Genomic DNA, 21,221 nt, shown 5'->3' with positions numbered 1-21,221 from the left:
TATTTCTTAAGTTGCAATACATGCAATTGACCAATATCTCTTCTGCCTTCAATGCTTCGGCGGCTATACAAAAGAGTAGGCTGTTGCCGGTAAGAACGCAGATAAATGATCACCCCCTAACCTGTAGCAATTGCAGTTTCATCAACCGTAAAGAATATAATTTTTGTACAAATTGCGGTTACCCCATTTACCGCAATCAGGACAGGTTGACCATATATCACTTTCGGTTACAAAAGCGAAAAGAGCTTCAAAGAGTATGTACAAACAAGATCGAACATGCCCGCAATGCCTTGTATGTACTTGCAGCCTTTAGTATGCTTGGCATTTTTTACATGTTTTCAGAAATAAAACACAAAGCAATGACTGGCTTTGTGATGGTTGTTTTAGGATTCATTTATGCAGGGTTGGGACGATGGTCTCTACAAAAACCTTTTACAGCATTACTAATCAGCCTGATTATCATGTTGACGTTTGCTGCCATAAATACCTGGGCAGAACTATCGTCGTCCTTCACTACGGCAGCAGGCGTTTACCTGTTGATCGTACAGATCATATTAATTCATTTTTTGTTAAGGGGAGTTAAGGGAGCATTTCATGCAGATATTTTAGAAGAAGAATTTAAATTGTAGTCAGTGACAGAAGAATATACCATAACTCCAACTTGCCAAGAGTGCGACATTGTGGTCCTCGAGGAGCAACGGTACTGTCACAACTGCGGCAACTACCTGGGTGCGGAGGCAGTCACGATCAACATATTTAATAACTCAGATTTAAGAAGGGTTTTTACTTTCTACTTTATTTACCTCTTTATCTGTCTTTTAATAAAACACAGCTCCTGGTTCAACAACTACGATGAGCTTTTTTGGGTTGAGTTAGTACTCGCTGCTATTACGTTAAGGTTTACGTGGCTTAATTGGCCGATGATAAAACCCATTCTCAGGTTCAACAACTTCAACTGGTATATCCTTTCTGGGGTGATCTTGATTGCCGCAGTGGGCTCTTTACTTGTTACTATTAGTGTAAGAGAGTTGAATGTTACTTTTTTTCATACCGACATCAGCTACTACCAGGCTTATAGGTTGTACAATTATCCCACGCTCGTGATGGTTTATTCAATTGCCCTTATGCCCGCTCTTTTTGAGGAGCTGACTTTTAGAGGTGTCATGTATAACTACTGTTCTAACTTTTTAAACGAGCGCCTTGTCGTAGCGCTTACAGCCTTTCTATTTGCCATTATGCACCTCAACCTGATGTCGCTTATCTGGCTGATCCCTTTTGCCTTTTTTATTGGCAATTTGCGCCGCAAGTATAATACCCTTTGGTATGGCGTTATCTTTCATTTCGTGTTCAATCTTACTGCCTGCATGTTCGACTTATACAGGCAGGGCGAATTATTTTGAAGTTATTTTTAGTAGCCGTTCTGAAGGTTTTTCATCGAGCAGCCGTTGCGTCGCACACTTGTACTTTAAAGCTTTTATCTCCTTTTTTACAAATCCTCAATAAGAAAAGTGAACAGGAATAATTTTAGCTATTACCAAATCGGATGATTTAAATTTGATACAAGAAATGGCAAGCGCAGTTAAAATATTACCCCATTACACTTACGAGGATTGGCTCAATTGGAAAGGTCAATGGGAGTTGATCGATGGCATCCCCTACGCCATGAGCCCGATGCCAGTACCAAAACACCAGATAATAGCGAGTAACCTTACAATAGAATTCGGCAACGAATTAAAAAAATGCAAAGCCTGTAAGGTGGTTCAGCCATTAGATTACAAGGTTGCGGAAGATATTATTGTACAACCCGATTTGCTAATTGTTTATGCTGAAATCAATAAAAAATATCTTGATTTCCCCCCGGACTTAGTTGTCGAAATTTTGTCTCCATCTACTGCTTTAAAGGACAGGCACAGCAAGTTTGCCATATACGAACAACAACAGATAAAATACTATTTGATTGTCAACCCCGACGAGGAAGAGGTGGAAGTTTACGCTATAGAAAATGGAATCTACCAACTAAAGCAATCAGGAAGAGATCTTAGCTATGACTTCTCTTTTGAAACGGGCTGTACTGCGAAAATCTTATTTAAGGAAATTTGGTAAAAATTAAAAACGACCTTAAAAAGATGTGTTCTATGTATGTAATGCGAAGACATCTTTAAAACCAATCCCTGCAATTTTCTAGATAGTCATTTTAGGGCATCCCGTCTTTTACAGCTTCTATTATAGCAGTTCCTGTATCCCATATTTCCCCTTTAATGATTATATTTAGTAAACGGCAAATAGCTTTCATTTTTCAATTCACTTAAAATTCTATTTGCTGGTTGCACCGGTCTTTGTAATTGTCGAATTTTTTCTCCAGGTTATAATTTTAAATTCAGAAGCTCATGATGACAATTAAGATTTTCCTTGCCATAGTTCTTACTTGTATTCTGGTAATGAAGGCCCATCCACAAAACACCACCGGCACAACATCGGCAATTACGGCAGGAGTTTTTGTAGGAAGTACTCCCTGCGACTCATTTATTAAAGCTTCATTAGAAATACCCTCCGTTGAAACCTGTGAGTTTATCAAGTGGGAAATAAGACTATTAGATAACCCTTCCGGTCACTTTCAATTATCAGCTCTGTACGGCGAGTCTCAACCGAATACAAATGGGTTTAAGGGCGGCGGAAAGAAAATCGAAATCTCCGGAACTTACAAAATCGTTGGTGAGACTAAGCCGAACGAAAAACACAGATTGTATCATTTTAGCGGCAACCATCTGAAGCCGGAACTTTTATTAATTCAGATGGATAATAATGTGCTTCATTTTGCTGATAACAATCATGATTTTATAACAGGTAACGCAGGTTTTAGTTATGCCGTAAACAGGATTGAAAAATGAGTCATTAAAAAATGAATTGCTATGAAAAACTTCATTCTACCCTTCTTACTATTTAGCTCCTTTTTTTACATAAACAATTGCACAGCCCAGACAGCAGAAAAGGCAAGTGATCTTGTTGGAGTTTTTGACGGAAGAACACCTTGCCAGGAATTGGCAAAACAGTTTAACCAAACAACAACGCCCGAATGCATAAAAATAAAATGGAGGTTAAAGCTCTACAAAGGCCCGGCAAAAAATGACGAGGGCACATTTCAATTAGAGGGATTTGTATTTAAGGGTGCAGATGTATTGAAGGGCAAGTGGCATGCAACAGTAGGAACCGCGGCAAATCCTGAAGCGCTTGTTTACCAGTTAAACCCTGCTGGCCGCGGTGCTGTATTTTTTCTGAAAGCAAACGACAACGTTTTCTTTTTTTTAGACCCTCAGAAAAACCTGATGGTAGGAAACAGAGATTTTAGCTATACGCTTAATAGAACTGCAACAAATTGACAGAAATTATCTTGCTGTTAATTGAATTCTGCAGGCTTTTTCCAAACTTACAGTAGCCCTTAAATTCCTAATTGCAAAAAACTAAAACCCTCCGATGAAAGAGGGTTTTAAAATGTATTATAGAATAACTAATCTCGAACGGAGCGTCGCAACCATGATCAATTAAGACCATTCGCCGGTAACAAAAACTACAATCCCAAAATGTAAGCGAAGATCAAGGGAGCTACAATTGTAGCATCACTTTCTACAATGAATTTAGGCGTATGGATGTCCAGCTTACCCCAGGTAATCTTTTCATTTGGAACAGCTCCGCTATAGCTTCCATAGCTGGTTGTACTATCGCTGATCTGGCAGAAATAACTCCAAAAAGGCACCTCGTGCATTTCAAGATCCTGGTACAACATCGGCACAACGCAAATCGGAAAGTCTCCAGCAATACCACCACCAATTTGAAAAAATCCAATCCCTTTACCAGCGCTATTATGACGATACCAGTCGCTTAACCAAACCATGTATTCAATACCGCTTTTCATTGTGCTTGCCTTCAGCTCGCCTTTCACAACGTAGCTGGCAAAGATGTTTCCCATCGTGCTGTCTTCCCATCCCGGAACGATAATGGGGAGATTTTTTTCGGCCGCGGCAATCATCCAGCTATGCTCTACCGGTATTTCATAATGCTCTTTCATTACGCCGCTAAGCAACAATTTGTACATATACTCGTGCGGAAAATATCGTTCGCCTTTGTCTTCTGCATCTTTCCAAATTTTATGGATATGCTTTTGGATGCGCCTGAATGCTTCCTCCTCGGGAATGCAGGTATCAGTCACGCGGTTATACCCGTTTTCAAGCAGTTCCCATTCCTCCTTCGGGCTTAATTCGCGGTAGTTAGGAACTCTTTTATAATGGGTATGCGCCACAAGGTTCATTACGTCTTCCTCCAGGTTAGCACCTGTGCAACTAATAATCTGGATCTTATCTTCCCGTATCATTTGAGCCAGCGAGATACCAAGTTCTGCAGTACTCATAGCACCAGCCAGCGTTACCATCATCTTGCCGCCTTCGAGCAAATGAGTCTCGTAACCTTTAGCTGCATCAACCAAAGCAGCAGCATTGAAGTGACGGTAATGATGCTGTATAAATTGTGAAACAGGACCTTTATTCATATTAAATTATTTGGGCGGCAAAAGTAAAACTTAGAAACATAATAGCAGGTTAATAAATTAAAAAACACTCGTCTTTTGATCGGGGGTTTTGACAAGTAAGAAGGTATAGTTTTACCCACTTCAGTACTGCTATGTTGCATTGTTGTGTCACTCCCTTCAACGGCAAATCTTTATAGAGCATTTTATCGAAGCGTAGCAGTTGTTGGAGATTCTCCCAAGCCTTGTTGCAATCAATTTGCTAACTCCGTTACCTTTTTCTCCTTCGGCTTTATGAATATATAGTAGTAGGCAATGATGATAAGGCCAATGGAAAACGGGATAATGGTGTAAAAGCGAAGGCTGTCATTTTTAGAATAAAATTCTGTAAGCATCCAATATGCGTTGGCTATTATCCAAAAGTCTACTGCAAGGTTGTGCAGCAACTCGCTTTTTATTGCCCGTGTTTGCCATGTAATTAATAATGCGGCGCCTATTGTGGGAATGATCATAATTAAACCCATAGGTTTCCAAAGCATGGCCCAGCTAAGATCTTTTAATAACCAAAAAACGATGTGAAGGTTTTCGATTCTTCTAAACTTGGATGGGATTGAGTAGGTCTCCTGGGAATTGGACATTTGCATGTATTTGAATCAAAAATAGGTATTGCGGACTAATTCATTTTCCTGGCTAAAATCTTTTCAAACCGCTTTACATCAGCCTCGGGAGCAATCGGTTTTCCGCCAGCCAATAAATCGGCAAGCTGCTTTGCAAAAAACGGAGCAAGCGAGCATCCTTTTGTTCCCATTCCATTTAGGATACCCACTGTTGAATGTGTAGGATGAAGACCAACAAAAGGACGCCTCTCCATATTTGCAGGCCTTACAGATGCTATATGATCAACAATTTCAAAAGGTGTTTTTAAAAAATAGGTTAGAAAATTCTTTACCCTGTCTTTAAAAATTGCGGTAGGTAAAGCGTCAGTAAAATTCCATTCGTAGGTAGAACCGATCCAAAAAAGATCATCTTTCCAGGGAACAATACTTAGACCTTGTTTATAAATAAAGTTTGTATCGAGATTAGGTATTTGGGCAATAATGGCTTCCCCTTTATTAGGCGAATAAGGAAGATTTCGAAAGAAAGTATTATCAATCCCGTTCACACCGTCGCAAAAAATAATCTTATCGGCTGTAAAATTTTTGTAGGTAATGCTATTGTCCGTGACGGTAAGGTGTTCTGGCAAAAACGTTTCTTCCACTAACACGTGTTTCTTCTGCAACTGCTGTCGCCAAACGCACAGCAATGTATTAATGTCAATCAGCAGGCAGGGACTGATCTCTCCCACCCCGAAATGAAAATTAAAAATTTCTCGCCAGTCTGCTTCAGCCCGTTGATGCAAGTATTCCGTTTCTTCTTCCAATCTTTTTTCAAACGCATCCTTCATTTGGAGGCTTGGATGAAAATCGAGCACGCTGCATTCTTTCACCAGACGTACCCCTAGTTGCTTGCCCAAAGCGCCATACTCGCGTAACGCAAAAGGAAGCAATTCTTCAATCATCCACGTTCGTACAATGCGTCTTCCTGTAACCGGGTTGATAACACCGCTTGCAACTTTGCTTGCTGAGAAAGGTCTGTTATCATCAATTACTAAAACACGCTTACCTGCTTCGAGCAAGTAATAACTTAAAAATGTACCGCAAATTCCGTGGCCGATAATTAGAAAATCAATTTCACCACCTGTTGGGTCAGGGCTTTTGAAGTTGGCGTTGGGAGTTAGGTCGTCCATTGATTCTTCGGGTTAACTATGATTATGGCTATTTGGGTAAATAGTAGAAAAAACGCTGAAACGTGCGACGCAACGATGTAAAATAGTAGCAGTCTGCATTGGTCCAAAAAAAGGCTGCGGAACCCTGCAAAGCTTCAAATTAAAAAGGCCCGCATATTTTGTATGCAGGGCCTTTTCAGTTTTATATCAATTTATTTCTTTAATGCTTCAGCCATCGTTTTTCCGATGTCTGCAGGACTGTCTACCACGCTCACTCCGCACTCTGCAAGAATTTTCATCTTAGCAGCAGCTGTATCATCAGCACCACCGATAATGGCACCGGCGTGTCCCATACGACGACCCGGAGGTGCGGTTTGACCTGCAATAAATCCAACCACAGGCTTGGTTCCGTTTTCCTTTATCCATCTTGCGGCTTCAGCTTCCATTCCGCCACCGATTTCTCCGATCATAATGATACCCTCGGTTTCAGGATCATTCATTAAAAGTTCCACTGCTTCTTTTGTCGTAGTACCAATGATTGGGTCACCACCTATACCTATCGCGGTCGAAATTCCCAACCCCGCTTTGACTGCCTGGTCTGCAGCTTCGTATGTTAGCGTACCTGATTTAGATACAATTCCTATCTTGCCTGGCTTAAAAATGAAACCTGGCATAATACCTACTTTGGCTTCATCGGCGGTAATTACACCGGGGCAGTTTGGACCAATCAGGCGGGTAGTTTTAGTTTGTAAATAATTCTTAACCTTCACCATATCCTGAACAGGAATTCCTTCGGTGATACAAACAACAAGGGATATACCTGCGTCAGCAGACTCCATAATAGCATCGGCAGCGAATGCCGGCGGAACAAAAATGATACTTACATCAGCGCCTGTTTTCTCTACAGCGTCTGCTACGGTATTAAATACCGGCTTATCTAAATGGGTTGATCCGCCTTTGCCGGGAGTAACTCCACCAACTACATTAGTACCGTATTCGATCATCTGAGTAGCATGAAAAGTTCCTTCTGTACCGGTAAAACCCTGTACAATTACCTTGGAGTTTTTATTTACTAATACACTCATAGCAAACGTTTGATGTAGTTTTTTTAATGAAGGGCAAAAATAGTACTTAACGACAATAACAAAATAAAATTAATTCGATAGCAAATGCTATCAATGCTAGCACTTTAGATGTTTTTTTAAGCAATTTAATAATACCTCTAATTATCCGTAGAGCGATCATTCATGCAGTTCTGCCTTCTGCAAATTTTGTTTTCGCACATTTCCTAAAAATCATATAAATCACTTAAATACAACACCGTAACAAAGAATTGCAGCTAAGTTTGCATCGAACAAAAATTATGATGATAAAGACTACGCCTGTATATGCTTACTTACTTGCTCTTTTCATATCGGCTTTTATAGTAGTGGGATTGCCGGGCTGCGCTAACATGATACCTCCAGGTGGAGGGCCAATGGACTCACTTCCGCCTGTTCTTGTTGAGGCAACTCCGCGAGACTCGATGACCAACTTTACCGGCAATCGTATCACACTGAACTTTGATGAATTTGTTGAAATTCAAAATGCGTATGAGAATGTTCTCGTCTCTCCAAATCCTGTTAGTCCGCCAATTATTAATGCCCGTTTTAGAACAGTGACCATTCGAATTAAAGACACGCTTGAACCTAATACCACCTACTCTATAAATTTCGGAAACGCCTTAAGAGACATCAACGAAGGAAATGTCGCGCCTAATTTCACCTACCTGTTTTCAACAGGGCCAAGGTTAGATACAAACTCCATTTCAGGAAAAGTGATATTGGCCCAGACAGGAAAAATAGATACGACCTTAATCGTCGTGCTGCATAGAAACCTGGATGATAGTGCTGTGGTAAAAGAACGTCCAAGATATGTAGCAAAACTTGACGGGAAGGGTAACTTTCAATTTAAAAATATAGCGGCGGGAACTTTTGCCATGTACGCTCTTCCTAACGATTATTCGAAACGATACGATGACACAACTAAACCATTTGCTTTTGCTGATGCTGCCATCAATAGTTCTAATAACAGTCCTGTTACCCTGTACGCTTACCAGCTCGAAAAGATTGACACCGGTACAGTAAAGTCACGTTCAGCACCTGCTACAGGAAAGGCAAAAGAAGACAAACTATTGAGGTTTCAAACAAATTTTGAGGATGGAAAGCAAAGCCTGCTAAACAACTTCGTGCTTACTTTCAACAAAAAAATAACCTCTTTTGATAGTTCCAAAATTACCCTGCTCGGTCCGGACTCTAATGTTGTAGCTAATTATTCAATTGGTCGCGATACGAGTAGAACGAAGTTTACCATTCTGTATAAATGGCCTGAAAATACTGCTTACCGGTTAATACTTCGTAAAGATGCTTTTGCCGACTCAGCCGGCACTACACTCACGAAAAATGATACAATCAGGTTTAGTACAAAAAGAACAGGAGATTATGGTACGGTAAGATTGCGCTTTAAAAACCTTGATCTTACAAAAAACCCAGTGTTACAAATTGTGAAGACAGACCAGGTGGTTGACTCCGTTGCTCTTACTTCGTCTGAATGGTCGCGCAAACTCTATGAACCCGGTGAGTACGAAATACGGATCTTATACGATAACAATAAGAATGGCAAGTGGGACCCGGGCAAGTTCTTCGGCAAGCACGAACAGCCGGAAATAGTGATCATGGTGAATACAAAATTATCAATCAGGGCAAACTCAGATAGTCAGCCAGAGATTACACTATAACGCGTATTATCTGTTCTAAAAAGAGCCGTGTTAATCTCTGTTTTTAAAAAGGATTTAGTCCACCGATAAAGAGCAGGTTTTAATATAATTAACGTAATTCTCCAGCAAAGCAATTTTAACTTTCATAAAGTATTAAAGTCTTAGCAGCGGCGTTAATCTGTCAAGAGCCATAAGTATTTTTACAAGATGCAACTTCCTTCTTCTCTATTAGAAAATGCGGTAAATGAGTTTTCAAGGCTTCCGGGTATTGGAAAGAAAACTGCGTTGCGTCTGGTGTTGCATTTACTAAAACAAGATGTTTCAGAGGTGCTGCAATTTGGTGATACCATCTCGCGAATGCGCCAGGATATTAAGTTTTGCCAAAGGTGTTTAAATATTAGCGACGCTGACATTTGCTCTATTTGCGCAAACAGTTCTCGTAACCAGCATCTCATTTGCGTAGTAGAGAATATTCGTGATGTAATAGCTATAGAAAGCACTCAACAGTATAATGGAACGTATCATGTGCTCGGTGGTATTATATCTCCTTTAGATGGTGTAGGCCCGGACCAATTAAGCATTGAACCACTTATTAGTCGCATACAAAAAGAGGAAACTGAAGAGCTAATGTTTGCCCTAAATCCTAACATCCAGGGCGATACTACCATTTATTACATACAGAAGAAAATCCAACAATTTAGTTGCAAAGTAACAACCATAGCACGGGGCATAGCCTTTGGCGGAGAGCTTGAATATGCAGATGAAATGACACTTGCCCGAAGTATAACTAACCGTTTACCTATTGGTCAATACGTGAAGTAAACCCAACTATAAGAAAATGAACATGAAAAATATTCTCCTTTTTATATTAGCGGCCACTATTGGTACAACGACTTTTTCGCAAAAAGTTTTTAATACCAGGACAGGCAAAATCACCTTTTTCTCCAGTGCGCCTTTGGAAGATATTGAAGCCAAAAACAATGCAGTAACCAGCCAGCTTTTTACTGCAAACGGCCAGTATAATTTCGAGATGAACATCAAAGACTTTCATTTTGAGAATGACCTGATGGAAGAGCACTTCAACGAAGATTACCTGCACAGCGATAAAATTCCTAAAGCATATTTTAAAGGAACGATCACTAATCTCAGGGATATCAATTTCGCCAAAGACGGGGTTTACAACGCGAGTGTAAAAGGCAGTCTTACAATTCATGGAGTGACCAGGGAAATAGTACAAAACGGCACCATTGAGATAAGAGGAGGAAAGGCTATTGCAAGAAGCAAGTTCAAAGTTCAACGTAAAGACTATAACATTGGCGGCTCTCTCGCCAGCAAGATGATTTCTGACACTGTTGAGATTACAATTGACTGCACCTACGATTAGATTCCGCGAGACTCCAAGTCTTCCTGCCTTTCATCGTTTAATATTTTTGTCATATTTTTGCGCCGCTCAGCAGGCGGATTTGTTTATTGTTCAACCTGCTGCGGTAGGGTTTTAACTGAACTAATAAACGATCTCACTCTGCTTTATTTCCAGATTGTCCTCGTTTCTAGTTTAGAGATTTTTTTGAAGTCGGCTTCACAACTTCTTTTTTACATTGTTGCGTCGCACACTTCAACTATAACAATACTATTCATCGTTTATGCTTGTTTGTAAAACAGTCATAAAAAAATCGAAACTATGGATATCAGGAAAGAACTGGAAAAACGAATACTTATCATCGACGGTGCGATGGGTACCATGATACAGCGCTACAAACTCGAGGAGGAAGATTACCGCGGCGAACGTTTCAAAGATTGGCACACCGATGTAAAGGGAAACAACGATCTGCTTAGTATTACTCAGCCAAAAATTATTGAAGAGATCCATCTGCAGTACCTGGCGGCCGGGGCTGATATTATTGAAACAAATACTTTCAGTAGTACAACCATTGCACAGGCAGATTATGATATGCAGTCGCTGGCCTATGAGCTTAATGTTGCCTCAGCAAAATGCGCAAGAAATGCAATTGAGAAATTTCTTGCATCTCCCGAAGGAAAAGATAGATCAGGTGCATGGGTTGCAGGTGCAATAGGTCCGCTTAATAAAACGTTGAGCTTGTCTCCAGACGTAAATAATCCGGGTTATCGTGCAGTTACTTTTGATGAGGTAGCAATAGCTTATACCGAACAAATCAAAGGTTTGGTTGACGGCGGAGTGGACGTTTTATTAATCGAAACAATTTTTGATACGTTAAATGCGAAAGCAGCTATATATGCCGCTAAAAAGTTCTTCCGCGACAACAAATTGGAGGAACTACCGATTATGATTAGCGGAACAATTACTGACGCCTCAGGCAGAACGCTAAGCGGACAAACACTGGAAGCTTTTTATACATCTATCCGTCACGCAAGACCTTTAAGCGTTGGTTTGAATTGCGCGTTGGGTGCAACCCAAATGCGACCACATATAGAAGAGTTAAGCCAAATAGCGGAATGTTATACATCGGCCTATCCTAATGCAGGTTTACCTAACGCATTTGGCCAATACGACGAGCAGCCACATGAGACTGCACACATAATAGAGGAGTGGGCACAGGAAGGTTTTGTAAATATTGTAGGCGGCTGTTGTGGTACAACGCCTGACCATATCAAGCATATTGCTGATTACGTGAGAAATTTTAAGCCGCGGCCCTTGCCAGTGGTGGAAGATGCTTTGGTGTAAGAATAGGACAACCTCTGGTTGTTGCGCACCGAAGAAAAGTACAAGGGTGCGACGCAACAATGTTGAATAGTGTGAATTGGTGCGGTACATAAAGACTTCAAAAAAAGCGTTTGATATCACAGATTGGGACATCAAACAGACGAGGAAATATGTTTGGCAAAAAAACTTGATATCGCAAATTGCGATATCAAACCAGAAAGGTTATCATGGCAAAGTCATTACCCCAACAACAAATTTCAGAACAAATAATAAGTGAAAAGATTTATGTTGTTAGAGGAGTAAAAATAATGCTTGATCGAGATCTGGCGGAAATGTATGGCGTCTCTACCGGGCGATTAAATGAAGCAGTTAAGAGAAACATTACAAGATTTCCTGAAGATTTTATGTTTCAATTAAAAGATGAAGAATGGAATAACCTGAAGTCGCAATTTGTGACTTCAGGTTATGGTGGCATTCGAAAATTACCATTTGCGTTTACCGAACAAGGTGTTGCTATGCTCTCATCAGTGCTAAGGTCAGAAAGAGCTATCCAGGTTAACATACAAATCGTTCGGGTGTATACAAGAATGAAACAAATATTATTTGACAATAAAGAATTATGGATAAAGCTGGAGAAAATAGAACAAGCACTCTTTAAAAAAGATGAAGAAGTGAAATTGATTTTTAATACTCTAAAGGCTTTATTAATCCAGGAAGAAAAGCCGCGCACTGAAATAGGCTTTCTTGCAAATAGAAAAGAAAAAAAGAAATGAGCTCTACAGTTATAAAACCTTACTTACGTCTTTCAGGATTGGAACCTTTAGTCGTTAGACCTGAAATGAATTTCGTCAATATCGGAGAACGTACAAACGTTACCGGTTCCAAAAAATTTGCACGCCTTATTCGTGATAACAAATATGAAGAGGCACTTTCAGTTGCACGCCAACAAGTTGAAAACGGTGCCCAAATACTGGACGTAAATATGGATGATGCCTTGCTTGAAGGCGTGAGTGCAATGACTACGTTTCTCAACCTTTTGCAAGCAGAGCCAGACATTGCCAAGATTCCTATAATGATTGACAGCTCGAAGTTTGAGATCATTGAAGCAGGATTAAAGTGCGTACAGGGCAAATGCATTGTGAACTCGATCAGCATGAAAGAAGGTGAAGAAAAGTTTATAGAGCAAGCCTTCACCTGCAAAAGCTATGGAGCGTCTGTGATCGTGATGGCTTTCGACGAAAAAGGGCAAGCTGATACAAAACAACGAAAAGTAGAAATTTGCGAGCGGGCTTATAAAATACTGACTGAACAAGTAGGCTTTGATCCACAAGACATCATTTTTGATCCAAACATTTTTGCGGTAGCTACTGGTATAGAGGAGCACAACAACTACGCTGTCGACTTTATTGAGGCAACCAGGGAAATCAAACAAAAGATGCCCCTGACGAAAGTAAGTGGTGGAGTCAGTAATGTATCCTTTTCTTTTCGTGGCAATGATCATGTTCGTGAGGCCATTCATTCGGTCTTTTTATACTATGCGATAAAAGCAGGAATGGACATGGGAATAGTCAACGCGGGCCAGTTGGTGGTATACGACGAAATCGAACCGGAGCTTCGAAGGCTTTGTGAAGATGTTTTGCTAAACCGTAATAATGAGAACAACGAAGCAACGGAAGCCCTCATCAATTTCGCAGAAACAGTAAAAGCAAAAGGTAAAGAAATCGTCAAAGACGAGGCATGGAGAAATGACCCGGTAGAGAAACGTTTAGCACATTCGCTTGTAAATGGAATTACAGATTATGTAGAAGCTGACACCGAAGAAGCGCGACAAAAATATCCCAAGCCTTTAGATGTAATTGAAGGTCCTTTGATGGATGGGATGAATATAGTAGGTGATCTTTTTGGAGCAGGTAAAATGTTTTTACCGCAGGTTGTAAAGAGTGCTCGTGTAATGAAGAAAAGTGTTGCGTACTTGTTTCCATTTATTGAGGCTGAAAAAGAAGAGCGCCGCCAGGCTCACCTGGCTGCCGGTACCGTAAACGAGGAAGGCGCCGGAGCAGCTAAAATCTTGTTAGCTACAGTAAAAGGCGATGTGCACGACATTGGTAAAAATATAGTTGGAGTTGTGCTGGGTTGTAATGGTTATGATATCATCGATCTTGGTGTGATGGTTCCCACAGATAAAATTCTGGAAACTGCCAAAAGAGAAAACGTTGATATCATTGGATTAAGCGGTTTAATCACTCCCTCACTAGACGAAATGGTTCATATAGCCCGTGAAATGAAACGCAGACAAATGGACCTGCCGCTGATGATCGGTGGAGCAACCACCAGCCGCATGCATACGGCCGTGAAAATTGCCCAAGAGTATGATGAGGGAGTAGTGCATGTACTCGATGCGTCAAGAAGTGTTACTGTTGCCGGTTCTTTACTAAGCAAAGAACAAAAGCCTGACTTTTTGAAAGGTATCAAAGAAGAGTACAGGAAGCTGAAGGAAGATTTTGCAAACAAGAAAGTAACAAAGGCCTACTTGTCGTACGAGCAAGCGGTAGAGAACAGGGTAAAGTTAGATTGGCAGAACTTCCAGCCGGTGAAGCCTTCTTTCATCGGAACCAAGAGTTTTGTTGAACACGATCTAAAAGAAATTGCAGCTTATATAGATTGGCAGCCATTCTTTATCGCCTGGGAGTTGCACGGTAAGTTCCCTCAAATTTTAACTGATGAAAAAGTTGGCGCGGAAGCAACGAAGCTATACAAAGACGCCCAAGCCCTGCTTAAGAAGATTATAGATGAAAAATGGCTGACAGCAAAAGGCGTGATAGGATTTTGGCCAGCTAACTCAAACGCAAAAGATACAATTACAGTTACAGATGAATTGTCAACTGTAGTAGAACTTGAATCTTTACGGCAGCAGGTAAAAAAAGCTGCAGGCCAGCCTAACATGTCTTTAACCGATTTCATCGCTCCTAAAGAAACAGGTTTGCAAGATTACCTTGGAGCTTTTGCTGTTACCATAGATGGAATTGAACCGCATTTAAAGCGTTTCAACGAGCAGCACGATGATTACAACAAAATCTCATTACAAGCATTGGCCGATCGTTTAGCTGAAGCCTTTGCAGAGTTATTACACCATAAGACCAGGACTGAATATTGGGGTTATGTAAAAGATGAGAACCTAAGCAACGAAGATTTTATCAAAGAAAAATACCAAGGAATTCGACCAGCTCCCGGCTATCCCGCCTGTCCCGATCATACAGAAAAGTATAAATTGTTTGCCCTTTTAGATGCAACGAATGCTACCGGTATCCAGCTTACAGAGAGTCTTGCAATGTATCCTGCGTCATCAGTTTGTGGATGGTATTTTGCAAACCCGGAAAGCAAATATTTTGGAATAGGTAAAATAGAAAAGGACCAGGTTACAAATTACGCTAAACGAAAAAATATGGATCTGGAAGAAGTTGAAAGATGGTTAAGACCAGTGTTGGAATATGATGCCTAGAGGTTAATTGTTAGGTGGAAACTACTTAATAGGTGAAAGTAATGAATGGACTATGCAAATGAAAGCGAGTGTGTTTATAAAAGTCGTTTATCCTTCCACAAAAATTTCGTCGGAGATAACATTTGTCTGATGAATTTCTGAATACACCTTTAAAAACTTATTTACCGCTTCTTTACCTTCTTCGCCTAAACCAATTGAAAAATTATTGACGTATAAATCAATATGTTTCCGCATTACGTCTTCACTCATTTCTTGGGAATGACTGCTGATATATGAAGAGATGGCAGGATAACTTTTAAAAGAATATTCTACACTCCTCTTAATGAGTCTATCAAGTCTTCGCTGCACCTCTTTATCAATATCTTTCTTTACTATTATTCCACCAAGCGGTATCGGTGACCCGGTAGACTGCTCCCAATATTCTCCCAAATCCATCAGCTTCACTAAGCCTTTGTCCTGGTAGGTAAACCGATTTTCATGTATAATGACTCCGGCACCTACTTGTCCCGTTAACACTGCATTTTCGATTTCGTTAAAAACAAAAAACTGTTTGTTTTTAGCAAAAGGAAAGGCATACGAAAACAGCATATGAGCAGTGGTATTTACTCCTGGTATAGCAACTGTAATGTTCTCAATTTTATCGGTAAGATTTTCAACTTCATTTTTTGAAATCAGCAACGGACCCACACCTTTACCTAAAGCTCCACCACTATTAAGCACCACATAATCTTTAACTACCAAAGGCAGAACGCCGTAACTAATCTTACTTATATCCAATCTTTTTTCGATCGCCCATTTGTTCAAAGTTTGTACATCTTCAAGCAACGGCTCAAATTCAAAACCTTCAGTATCTATCTTTTTATTTACCAGGGCGTCAAAAATGAAAGTATCATTTGGGCAGGGACTAAAGCCTATCGTAAATTTCATTATTTCTTCTTTTTATCCAATTGTTTAAGATATTCTATAATAGCGTTAGTCAAATTATCGAGAGCATCCTTAAAGTTCCATTTCGATTTATCGCGTTCTCCAACATAGTTACTAATGGCCCTTATCTGAATAAAAGGCGTCGAAGTCTGCAGGCAACAATAGTGAAGCGAAGCACCTTCCATAGACTCTATTGCAGGTTCATATTTAGCTTTCAGTACTTCTATTCTCGTGGGTCTTGTTGTTATTTCATTTATTGTGATGGCCGTCACTTCTGCTAATCCTCCAAGGTTGTACTCAGGAAGAAACCTGTTGTGAAGCGCTCTTCCGGTAAAAGGAAACAAATTTTCTGTTTGAAGGTTTAAATCAAAAAGGTCCTTAAAAGCTCCATACTCTTCTACGCCAAGATCACCCAACAACTCATCTTTTACGACAACAACTTTTCCAAGTTCAAAGTTGTTATCGAAGGTCCCTGCAATTCCCGCCTGGATAATTAAGTCGGGATGTTGTTCAAAAATGAGTTGGGAGATGGAGAAGCATGATGACAATAAGCCCACACCACTTACGTGAAAAGAAAGGTCGAGCTCCTGGTTTTCCAAGGGAGGTGCTGAAGTAAGACTCTGTCTTACTTGGTCCGTTTCTTTCTGCGTTGCAGATGTGATGACGACATTCATTTTGCGAAGGTCGTTTATAGAAGGAAGTGGACAAGCGTTTACATTTCAAATATTACCTTTGGCAAAATTTAGTGCAGAATGGTTTACCTCACAAGATTGGAACATTTTAATGCAGCGCATAAGTTATACAACCCGGCGTGGAGTAAGGAGAAAAATGAAGAGCTTTTTGGGGTTTGTGCGAATGAAAACTGGCATGGGCACAATTTTGATCTATATGTAACAATCAAGGGACACATCAATCCTGAAACTGGTTTTTTGTTCGACGTAAAAAAATTGAGCAAACTAATACAGGAGCACGTGATAAAAAAGCTCGATCACAAAAACCTGAATTTGGATGTTGATTTTTTGCAAGACAAAATGTGTAGCACAGAAATATTAGCAATGGAAATCTGGAAACAATTGCAGCGCCATTTGCCGATGCACGTAAAGTTGCACTGCATTAAGCTGTATGAGACGCCAAGGATTTATGTCGAGTATTTTGGTGATTAGCAACGGAAAAATCGAATCAAATAATTTTTCAAAATTCTACATGAGTAATAAAGTAGCGGTATATAGAAAAGAACATTTTAATGCAGCCCATCGGCTTAACAACCCTTCTTGGGACGGAGACAAAAACGCGTCGGTCTTTGGTAAATGCAACAACCCAAATTACCATGGACACAATTACGAGCTGATAGTAAAAGTGGTTGGTGAACCTGCTGCTGATACAGGCTTTGTAATTGATCTCGGCGGGCTCAGCCAGCTGATTGAAGAAAATGTGTTGAATCGTTTCGATCATAAAAACCTCAACATGGATTGTAAAGAGTTTGAGCATTTGAACCCCACTGCAGAAAACATTACAATTGTGATCTATCGGATCTTAAGAGAAAAATTAGATCCAAAACTAGATTTGCAGGTACGCTTGTACGAAACTGAAAGAAATTTTGTGGAATATCCGGCATAAAGAAAAAACATAAAAGACAGAAAAGTAAGTTATGGCATATAATAAAAAAGAAGAGTACGATGAGGCGGTGACACAAGGCTTGATGAAAAATTACCGGGAAAGTATTGCGTTACTTGGCGAAGACCCGGACCGGGAAGGGTTGCTAAAGACGCCGGAAAGAATGGCCAAAGCAATGCAGTTTATTACCCAGGGGTATCAACAAGATGCACAGGCAATTCTTAATTCGGCAAAATTTCATGAAGATGTAAGTGAAATGGTTGTTGTTAAGGACATTGAATTGTATAGCATGTGCGAGCATCATATGCTGCCGTTTTACGGGAAGGCTCATATTGCCTACATTCCTAACGGCTGGATCACAGGGCTAAGTAAAATGGCCCGGGTGGTAGACGTTTATTCAAGAAGATTACAGGTGCAGGAAAGGCTGACCACTCAAATATTAGATGCTATCGTTGAGTCGCTTCAACCACTTGGTGCGGCAGTCGTTATTGAAGCATCGCATCTGTGCATGATGATGCGCGGAGTATCAAAGCAAAACTCTGTTACAACCACTTCTGCATTTTTTGGAGAGTTTGAGAAGTATCCAACAAGAAATGAATTCCTGAAGTTGATCTCTTCAAAACTTCATTAATTTTTCTAAAGATCCGTCAATGAAACACGCTTATATTTTTCCCGGGCAGGGAAGCCAGTTCTCCGGTATGGGTAAAAACCTGTACGAGAAAAACCCGGAAGCCAAAGACCTTTTTGAAAGGGCAAACGATATTCTTGGTTTCAGAATTTCTGACCTTCTTTTTACCGGAACCGATGAAGATCTCAAGCAAACCAACGTGACCCAGCCCGCTGTTTTTTTGCATTCAGCGATCGCTTACGCAACCATTCCCGATGCTAGGCCTGACATGGTTGCCGGTCATTCCCTGGGAGAATTTTCTGCACTGGTGGCAAACAAAACACTCCAATTTGAAGATGCACTAAAACTGGTAAGTATTCGTGCGAGTGCTATGCAAAAAGCATGTGAGATCAATCCTTCTACCATGGCTGCGGTATTGGCTTTGGATGATGCAAAAGTCGAAGCTATTTGTAAAGAGATTATGGAAGACACGGGCGAAGTAGTAGTGCCTGCCAACTTCAATTGTCCGCGTCAACTGGTAATAAGCGGTAGTAAAAAGGGAATTGAGATTGCCATCGAAAAAATGAAAGCAGCGGGCGCTAAGCGTGCGTTGGTTTTACCTGTAGGTGGTGCGTTTCACAGCCCGTTGATGAAGCCAGCCAAAGAAGAACTTGCGGCTGCAATAGAAGCAACAAAGTTTTCAGAACCTATTTGTCCTGTTTACCAAAACGTGGTTGCTAAAGCAATCACTAGCCCGGAAGAAATAAAAACAAACCTCATAAATCAACTAACAGGTGCCGTTCGCTGGACACAGTTAGTACAGGCAATGGTAGCGGACGGTGCAACACACTTTACAGAAGTTGGCCCGGGCAAAGTACTGCAAGGGCTGGTAAGTAAAATTTTTAAGGAAGCGGTGGTGAGTGGAGTAAGCTAAAGTCTTGAAGGTTAGAGGCTTTTTCGATGCTTTTTGGTACAAGCACAAAAACTTCTATCGACATTAGTGGCGACGCATTTCGTTCATCAACATTAATTCCGTTTTGCTTTTTTTATGTTTTGCTATTGTTAGCTGATGGGAACACTTACACTACAGTTCACCCATTCAGCATCAAAGGAAGCGTTTAATTTTTTGTAGAACTTAATTGCCGGTTCATTCCATTCCAACACCTGCCACACTATTCCATTTAACTTCTTTTTCTTAGCTTCTTTAAACAATTCGTCAAACAATAAGCTTCCTATTCCTCTACCTCTCAACTCTTCTGTTACTAGTAGGTCCTCCAAATACATGCGCTGTCCCTTCCACGTGCTGAACCGGATGTAGTAGAGTGCAAAGGCTTGAACGACCTCGTTTAATTCTGCAACAAATGCCCACCATACCTGCGCTTCTCCAAACCCGCTTTCCTCAAAATGCTTCAATGAGACAGTCACTTCATCGGGTGCTTTTTCAAACACCGCTAATTCCCGTACCAGTTCCAATATTCTTGAGCAATCCTCTTTTACCGCTCTCCTTATTAAAATGTTCTCCATGGAGGTTTTTATAGATTTTAAACTCTTTTTTGTTTTGGGCAAAAGTAGCTTTTTGTGTCAATCGAGGCTTGCCATTTTAGACGAATGGTGAGAGGGCGGGTTGCCCCAAAAAGATTTGTGGTACAAGAGTGTGACACAACAGTGCTTAAAGTAACTACCGAAGTTGGAACCCATAAAATCAGGTAAGCTTTAATAAAAAAGCCGCAAGAAAAATTCTTACGGCTGATTATTTTGTCGCACTAAAGAAGGAACTGTCACTTAACTCTTGCCATCGTAAGCCCACTTCACCAAGGTAGCGCCCCAGGTAAAACCACCACCAAAAGCAGCTAATACGAGGTTATCACCTTTTTTCAATTGTTTTTCCCATTCCCACAAACACAAGGGGATAGTTCCTGAAGTTGTGTTACCGTAGCGCATAATATTCAGCATCACCTTTTCTGACGGAATGCCCATACGATTGGCAGTAGCATCTATAATTCTTTTATTGGCCTGGTGCGGAACTAACCACGCTATGTCTTCACCCGTAAGGTTATTCCTTTGAAGAAGTTCGTAAGCGACATCCGCCATTCCCACGACAGCAAACTTAAAAACTGATTGGCCCTCCTGGTAGATATAATGCTCTTTTGCGGCAAGCGTTTCTGCAGAAGCTGGTTTCCGTGATCCGCCGGCTTTCATGTTTAGGTATTTTTCTCCGCTTCCGTCTGTTTTAAGGTTGCTATCTAAAACCCCGTAACCTTCTTCACCCGGCTCAAGCAATACCGCACCGGCACCATCTCCAAAAAGTATACATGTTGTTCTGTCGCTGTAATCTACAATTGCACTCATTTTATCAGCCCCAACAACAACTACTTTTTTGTATCGCCCGCTTTCAATAAGTGAGGCACCCATTGTTAGTCCGAATAAAAACCCTGAGCATGCAGCACCCAGGTCAAAGCTAAAAGCATTTTTAGCACCTATTTTCTCGCTGATGATATTTGCCGTGGCCGGAAAAAGCATGTCGGCAGTGACAGTACAGCAAATGATAACTTCAATTTCAAGGGGATCAATACCTCTCTTTTCACATAAATTAAGAACAGCAGGTGCACCAAGATCTGAAGTTGCCTTTCCTTCGCCTTTTAGTATTCTCCTTTCCTCAACACCTGTTCGGGTTTTAATCCACTCGTCGTTTGTTTCTACCAGCGTTTCTAACTCCTTGTTTGTTAATCTGTATTCCGGAACATATCCACCCACACCAGTAATTGCTGCGCTAATTTTCTGTGCCATTTATTGCTTTAGTATTATTTAATTCTGGGGATAAAAGTAATTGTTTATTCTTGAATAGTAAAAGCTGCATA

The 21,221-nt window shown here is 40.6% G+C and carries 23 protein-coding genes; 15 read left to right on the top strand and 8 right to left on the bottom strand.

Annotation, left to right across the window (positions count from 1 at the left end):
* Positions 1 to 20 precede the first annotated feature (20 nt).
* From SAE01_RS09095 to SAE01_RS09075, 5 genes are all read left to right on the top strand, one after another.
* Positions 21 to 629, top strand: a complete 609-nt coding sequence (locus SAE01_RS09095) for a zinc ribbon domain-containing protein (protein WP_147203443.1) — start codon at positions 21 to 23, stop codon at positions 627 to 629.
* Between the two features lie 3 nt (positions 630 to 632).
* The gene (locus SAE01_RS09090; RefSeq protein ID WP_147203442.1) at positions 633 to 1,400 is read left to right on the top strand and encodes a CPBP family intramembrane glutamic endopeptidase; all 768 of its coding nucleotides are present in this window, start codon (positions 633 to 635) and stop codon (positions 1,398 to 1,400) included.
* Positions 1,401 to 1,566: 166 nt separating this feature from the next.
* The gene (locus SAE01_RS09085) at positions 1,567 to 2,103 is read left to right on the top strand and encodes a Uma2 family endonuclease (RefSeq protein ID WP_147203441.1); all 537 of its coding nucleotides are present in this window, start codon (positions 1,567 to 1,569) and stop codon (positions 2,101 to 2,103) included.
* Positions 2,104 to 2,387: 284 nt separating this feature from the next.
* Positions 2,388 to 2,888 carry a hypothetical protein gene (locus SAE01_RS09080; RefSeq protein ID WP_147203440.1) on the top strand — a complete coding sequence of 167 codons (501 nt, stop codon included), beginning with the start codon at positions 2,388 to 2,390 and terminating at the stop codon, positions 2,886 to 2,888.
* 21 nt (positions 2,889 to 2,909) lie between these two features.
* Complete coding sequence (locus tag SAE01_RS09075) at positions 2,910 to 3,377, top strand: hypothetical protein (RefSeq protein WP_147203439.1); 468 nt, start codon at positions 2,910 to 2,912, stop codon at positions 3,375 to 3,377.
* Positions 3,378 to 3,565: 188 nt separating this feature from the next.
* Here the strand turns inward: SAE01_RS09075 and SAE01_RS09070 are convergent, their stop codons facing one another.
* From SAE01_RS09070 to sucD, 4 genes are all read right to left on the bottom strand, one after another.
* Complete coding sequence (locus SAE01_RS09070; protein WP_147203438.1) at positions 3,566 to 4,540, bottom strand: deoxyhypusine synthase family protein; 975 nt, start codon at positions 4,538 to 4,540, stop codon at positions 3,566 to 3,568.
* Between the two features lie 230 nt (positions 4,541 to 4,770).
* Entirely contained in the window at positions 4,771 to 5,154 is a 384-nt protein-coding gene (locus SAE01_RS09065) for a hypothetical protein (RefSeq protein WP_147203437.1), read from the bottom strand.
* Between the two features lie 35 nt (positions 5,155 to 5,189).
* Entirely contained in the window at positions 5,190 to 6,302 is a 1,113-nt protein-coding gene (locus SAE01_RS09060; RefSeq protein WP_147203436.1) for an NAD(P)/FAD-dependent oxidoreductase, read from the bottom strand.
* 191 nt (positions 6,303 to 6,493) lie between these two features.
* Entirely contained in the window at positions 6,494 to 7,366 is an 873-nt protein-coding gene (gene sucD, locus SAE01_RS09055; RefSeq protein ID WP_147203435.1) for a succinate--CoA ligase subunit alpha, read from the bottom strand.
* Between the two features lie 278 nt (positions 7,367 to 7,644).
* Between sucD and SAE01_RS09050 the strand changes: the two genes are divergently transcribed.
* The 6 genes from SAE01_RS09050 to metH all read left to right on the top strand — a co-directional run bounded on the left by SAE01_RS09050 (position 7,645) and on the right by metH (position 15,218).
* On the top strand, positions 7,645 to 9,057 hold the full coding sequence (locus tag SAE01_RS09050) for an Ig-like domain-containing domain (protein ID WP_246113192.1): 1,413 nt from the start codon (positions 7,645 to 7,647) through the stop codon (positions 9,055 to 9,057).
* Positions 9,058 to 9,243: 186 nt separating this feature from the next.
* On the top strand, positions 9,244 to 9,858 hold the full coding sequence (gene recR, locus SAE01_RS09045) for a recombination mediator RecR (RefSeq protein ID WP_147203433.1): 615 nt from the start codon (positions 9,244 to 9,246) through the stop codon (positions 9,856 to 9,858).
* Positions 9,859 to 9,880: 22 nt separating this feature from the next.
* Positions 9,881 to 10,420 carry a YceI family protein gene (locus SAE01_RS09040; RefSeq protein WP_147203432.1) on the top strand — a complete coding sequence of 180 codons (540 nt, stop codon included), beginning with the start codon at positions 9,881 to 9,883 and terminating at the stop codon, positions 10,418 to 10,420.
* A gap of 297 nt (positions 10,421 to 10,717) precedes the next feature.
* The gene (locus tag SAE01_RS09035; protein WP_147203431.1) at positions 10,718 to 11,740 is read left to right on the top strand and encodes a homocysteine S-methyltransferase family protein; all 1,023 of its coding nucleotides are present in this window, start codon (positions 10,718 to 10,720) and stop codon (positions 11,738 to 11,740) included.
* Between the two features lie 206 nt (positions 11,741 to 11,946).
* A complete protein-coding gene (locus tag SAE01_RS09030) occupies positions 11,947 to 12,492 on the top strand; it encodes an ORF6N domain-containing protein (RefSeq protein WP_147203430.1) in 546 nt (181 codons plus the stop codon).
* Positions 12,489 to 15,218: a methionine synthase gene (gene metH, locus SAE01_RS09025; RefSeq protein ID WP_147203429.1), complete on the top strand. Its 2,730-nt coding sequence runs from the start codon at positions 12,489 to 12,491 to the stop codon at positions 15,216 to 15,218. Before SAE01_RS09030 ends, metH begins: the two co-directional genes overlap by 4 nt.
* Before the next feature lie 87 nt (positions 15,219 to 15,305).
* Here metH and SAE01_RS09020 read toward each other — a convergent pair whose 3' ends face one another.
* Complete coding sequence (locus SAE01_RS09020) at positions 15,306 to 16,145, bottom strand: 1,4-dihydroxy-6-naphtoate synthase (protein ID WP_147203428.1); 840 nt, start codon at positions 16,143 to 16,145, stop codon at positions 15,306 to 15,308.
* The gene (gene mqnB / locus SAE01_RS09015; RefSeq protein ID WP_147203427.1) at positions 16,145 to 16,816 is read right to left on the bottom strand and encodes a futalosine hydrolase; all 672 of its coding nucleotides are present in this window, start codon (positions 16,814 to 16,816) and stop codon (positions 16,145 to 16,147) included. The genes SAE01_RS09020 and mqnB overlap by 1 nt, the downstream gene beginning before the upstream one ends.
* A gap of 78 nt (positions 16,817 to 16,894) precedes the next feature.
* On the opposite strand from mqnB, the gene SAE01_RS09010 reads away from it, so the two are divergent.
* The 4 genes from SAE01_RS09010 to fabD are packed head-to-tail and all read left to right on the top strand — an operon-like array spanning position 16,895 to position 19,297.
* On the top strand, positions 16,895 to 17,305 hold the full coding sequence (locus SAE01_RS09010) for a 6-pyruvoyl trahydropterin synthase family protein (protein WP_147203426.1): 411 nt from the start codon (positions 16,895 to 16,897) through the stop codon (positions 17,303 to 17,305).
* Between the two features lie 40 nt (positions 17,306 to 17,345).
* Positions 17,346 to 17,759 (top strand): 6-pyruvoyl trahydropterin synthase family protein, encoded by a 414-nt coding sequence (locus SAE01_RS09005; protein WP_147203425.1) that lies wholly within the window; start codon positions 17,346 to 17,348, stop codon positions 17,757 to 17,759.
* Positions 17,760 to 17,790: 31 nt separating this feature from the next.
* On the top strand, positions 17,791 to 18,387 hold the full coding sequence (folE, locus tag SAE01_RS09000; protein ID WP_147203424.1) for a GTP cyclohydrolase I FolE: 597 nt from the start codon (positions 17,791 to 17,793) through the stop codon (positions 18,385 to 18,387).
* Positions 18,388 to 18,406: 19 nt separating this feature from the next.
* Positions 18,407 to 19,297, top strand: coding sequence for an ACP S-malonyltransferase (gene fabD, locus SAE01_RS08995; protein WP_147203423.1), 891 nt, complete (start codon positions 18,407 to 18,409; stop codon positions 19,295 to 19,297).
* Positions 19,298 to 19,425: 128 nt separating this feature from the next.
* Here the strand turns inward: fabD and SAE01_RS08990 are convergent, their stop codons facing one another.
* Together SAE01_RS08990 and SAE01_RS08985 are read right to left on the bottom strand one after the other, a co-directional pair.
* Positions 19,426 to 19,887, bottom strand: coding sequence for a GNAT family N-acetyltransferase (locus tag SAE01_RS08990; protein WP_147203422.1), 462 nt, complete (start codon positions 19,885 to 19,887; stop codon positions 19,426 to 19,428).
* A 258-nt stretch (positions 19,888 to 20,145) separates the two neighbouring features.
* The gene (locus SAE01_RS08985) at positions 20,146 to 21,150 is read right to left on the bottom strand and encodes a beta-ketoacyl-ACP synthase III (RefSeq protein WP_147203421.1); all 1,005 of its coding nucleotides are present in this window, start codon (positions 21,148 to 21,150) and stop codon (positions 20,146 to 20,148) included.
* Positions 21,151 to 21,221 lie beyond the last annotated feature (71 nt).

The sequence above is a fragment of the Segetibacter aerophilus genome (assembly GCF_007991655.1).
Classification (GTDB): Bacteria; Bacteroidota; Bacteroidia; order Chitinophagales; family Chitinophagaceae; genus Segetibacter; species Segetibacter aerophilus.
Note: the sequence above shows the minus strand (reverse complement) of the source record. Positions and strands in the feature narration are given on the sequence as shown.

Excerpts from the sequence above, each read along its gene's own strand:
- SAE01_RS09095 (WP_147203443.1), top strand. The coding sequence starts at position 21 with ATGCAATTGACCAATATCTCTTCTGCCTTCAATGCTTCGGCGGCTATA.
- SAE01_RS09085 (WP_147203441.1), top strand. The coding sequence starts at position 1,567 with ATGGCAAGCGCAGTTAAAATATTACCCCATTACACTTACGAGGATTGG.
- SAE01_RS09080 (WP_147203440.1), top strand. The coding sequence starts at position 2,388 with ATGATGACAATTAAGATTTTCCTTGCCATAGTTCTTACTTGTATTCTG.
- SAE01_RS09075 (WP_147203439.1), top strand. The coding sequence starts at position 2,910 with ATGAAAAACTTCATTCTACCCTTCTTACTATTTAGCTCCTTTTTTTAC.
- SAE01_RS09070 (WP_147203438.1), bottom strand. The coding sequence starts at position 4,540 with ATGAATAAAGGTCCTGTTTCACAATTTATACAGCATCATTACCGTCAC.
- SAE01_RS09065 (WP_147203437.1), bottom strand. The coding sequence starts at position 5,154 with ATGTCCAATTCCCAGGAGACCTACTCAATCCCATCCAAGTTTAGAAGA.
- SAE01_RS09060 (WP_147203436.1), bottom strand. The coding sequence starts at position 6,302 with ATGGACGACCTAACTCCCAACGCCAACTTCAAAAGCCCTGACCCAACA.
- sucD (WP_147203435.1), bottom strand. The coding sequence starts at position 7,366 with ATGAGTGTATTAGTAAATAAAAACTCCAAGGTAATTGTACAGGGTTTT.
- SAE01_RS09050 (WP_246113192.1), top strand. The coding sequence starts at position 7,645 with ATGATGATAAAGACTACGCCTGTATATGCTTACTTACTTGCTCTTTTC.
- recR (WP_147203433.1), top strand. The coding sequence starts at position 9,244 with ATGCAACTTCCTTCTTCTCTATTAGAAAATGCGGTAAATGAGTTTTCA.
- SAE01_RS09040 (WP_147203432.1), top strand. The coding sequence starts at position 9,881 with ATGAAAAATATTCTCCTTTTTATATTAGCGGCCACTATTGGTACAACG.
- SAE01_RS09035 (WP_147203431.1), top strand. The coding sequence starts at position 10,718 with ATGGATATCAGGAAAGAACTGGAAAAACGAATACTTATCATCGACGGT.
- SAE01_RS09030 (WP_147203430.1), top strand. The coding sequence starts at position 11,947 with ATGGCAAAGTCATTACCCCAACAACAAATTTCAGAACAAATAATAAGT.
- metH (WP_147203429.1), top strand. The coding sequence starts at position 12,489 with ATGAGCTCTACAGTTATAAAACCTTACTTACGTCTTTCAGGATTGGAA.
- SAE01_RS09020 (WP_147203428.1), bottom strand. The coding sequence starts at position 16,145 with ATGAAATTTACGATAGGCTTTAGTCCCTGCCCAAATGATACTTTCATT.
- mqnB (WP_147203427.1), bottom strand. The coding sequence starts at position 16,816 with ATGAATGTCGTCATCACATCTGCAACGCAGAAAGAAACGGACCAAGTA.
- SAE01_RS09010 (WP_147203426.1), top strand. The coding sequence starts at position 16,895 with ATGGTTTACCTCACAAGATTGGAACATTTTAATGCAGCGCATAAGTTA.
- SAE01_RS09005 (WP_147203425.1), top strand. The coding sequence starts at position 17,346 with ATGAGTAATAAAGTAGCGGTATATAGAAAAGAACATTTTAATGCAGCC.
- folE (WP_147203424.1), top strand. The coding sequence starts at position 17,791 with ATGGCATATAATAAAAAAGAAGAGTACGATGAGGCGGTGACACAAGGC.
- fabD (WP_147203423.1), top strand. The coding sequence starts at position 18,407 with ATGAAACACGCTTATATTTTTCCCGGGCAGGGAAGCCAGTTCTCCGGT.
- SAE01_RS08990 (WP_147203422.1), bottom strand. The coding sequence starts at position 19,887 with ATGGAGAACATTTTAATAAGGAGAGCGGTAAAAGAGGATTGCTCAAGA.
- SAE01_RS08985 (WP_147203421.1), bottom strand. The coding sequence starts at position 21,150 with ATGGCACAGAAAATTAGCGCAGCAATTACTGGTGTGGGTGGATATGTT.